This is a genomic window from Acinetobacter sp. C13, assembly GCF_016809775.1.
In the GTDB taxonomy this organism is placed as follows: domain Bacteria; phylum Pseudomonadota; class Gammaproteobacteria; order Pseudomonadales; family Moraxellaceae; genus Acinetobacter; species Acinetobacter pittii.
Window position 1 is genome coordinate 1 of sequence record NZ_JAFBJL010000015.1, and the last position, 1,179, is coordinate 1,179.

Genomic DNA, 1,179 nt, shown 5'->3' on the forward strand with positions numbered 1-1,179 from the left:
AAGTTTGAACGTAATAAGCCACACGTAAACGTGGGCACAATCGGTCACGTTGACCATGGTAAAACAACTTTAACTGCTGCGATTGCAACAATTTGTGCAAAAACTTACGGCGGTGAAGCGAAAGATTACTCACAAATCGACTCAGCACCTGAAGAAAAAGCACGTGGTATTACAATTAATACTTCACACGTAGAATACGATTCTCCAATTCGTCACTACGCGCACGTTGACTGCCCGGGCCACGCCGATTACGTTAAAAACATGATTACTGGTGCTGCTCAGATGGACGGCGCGATCCTTGTGTGTGCTGCGACTGACGGTCCAATGCCACAAACTCGTGAACACATCCTTCTTTCTCGTCAGGTTGGTGTACCTTACATCATCGTATTCTTAAACAAGTGTGACCTTGTTGATGATGAAGAATTACTTGAATTAGTAGAAATGGAAGTTCGTGAACTTCTTTCTACTTATGACTTCCCAGGTGATGACACTCCAGTTATCCGTGGTTCTGCGCTTAAAGCGTTGGAAGGCGATGCTGGTCAATATGGTGAGTCTTCAGTTCTTGCTCTTGTTGAAGCGCTTGACTCTTACATCCCAGAACCAGAACGTGCTATCGACAAAGCATTCTTAATGCCAATCGAAGACGTATTCTCAATTTCTGGTCGTGGTACTGTAGTAACAGGCCGTGTAGAAGCTGGTATCGTTAAAGTTGGTGAAGAAGTAGAGATCGTTGGTATTAAAGATACAGTTAAAACAACTGTAACTGGCGTAGAAATGTTCCGTAAACTTCTTGACGAAGGCCGTGCAGGTGAGAACTGTGGTATCTTACTTCGTGGTACTAAGCGTGAAGACGTGCAACGTGGTCAAGTACTTGCTAAACCAGGTACAATCAAGCCGCACACTAAATTCGACGCAGAAGTATACGTACTTTCTAAAGAAGAAGGTGGTCGTCACACTCCATTCTTAAATGGTTACCGTCCACAGTTCTACTTCCGTACAACTGACGTAACTGGTGCAATCCAATTACAAGACGGCGTTGAAATGGTTATGCCAGGCGACAACGTTGAAATGTCAGTAGAATTAATCCACCCAATCGCAATGGACCCAGGTCTACGTTTTGCGATCCGTGAAGGTGGTCGTACTGTAGGTGCTGGTGTTGTTGCGAAAGTAACTGCATAA

General features: G+C 44.5%; 1 protein-coding gene. It reads left to right on the forward strand.

The window, feature by feature from the left end; all coding sequences use genetic code 11:
• Positions 1 to 1,179, forward strand: a 1,179-nt coding sequence (tuf, locus tag JGE69_RS17970) for an elongation factor Tu (RefSeq protein ID WP_017399900.1), incomplete at its 5' end; no start/stop codon positions are given.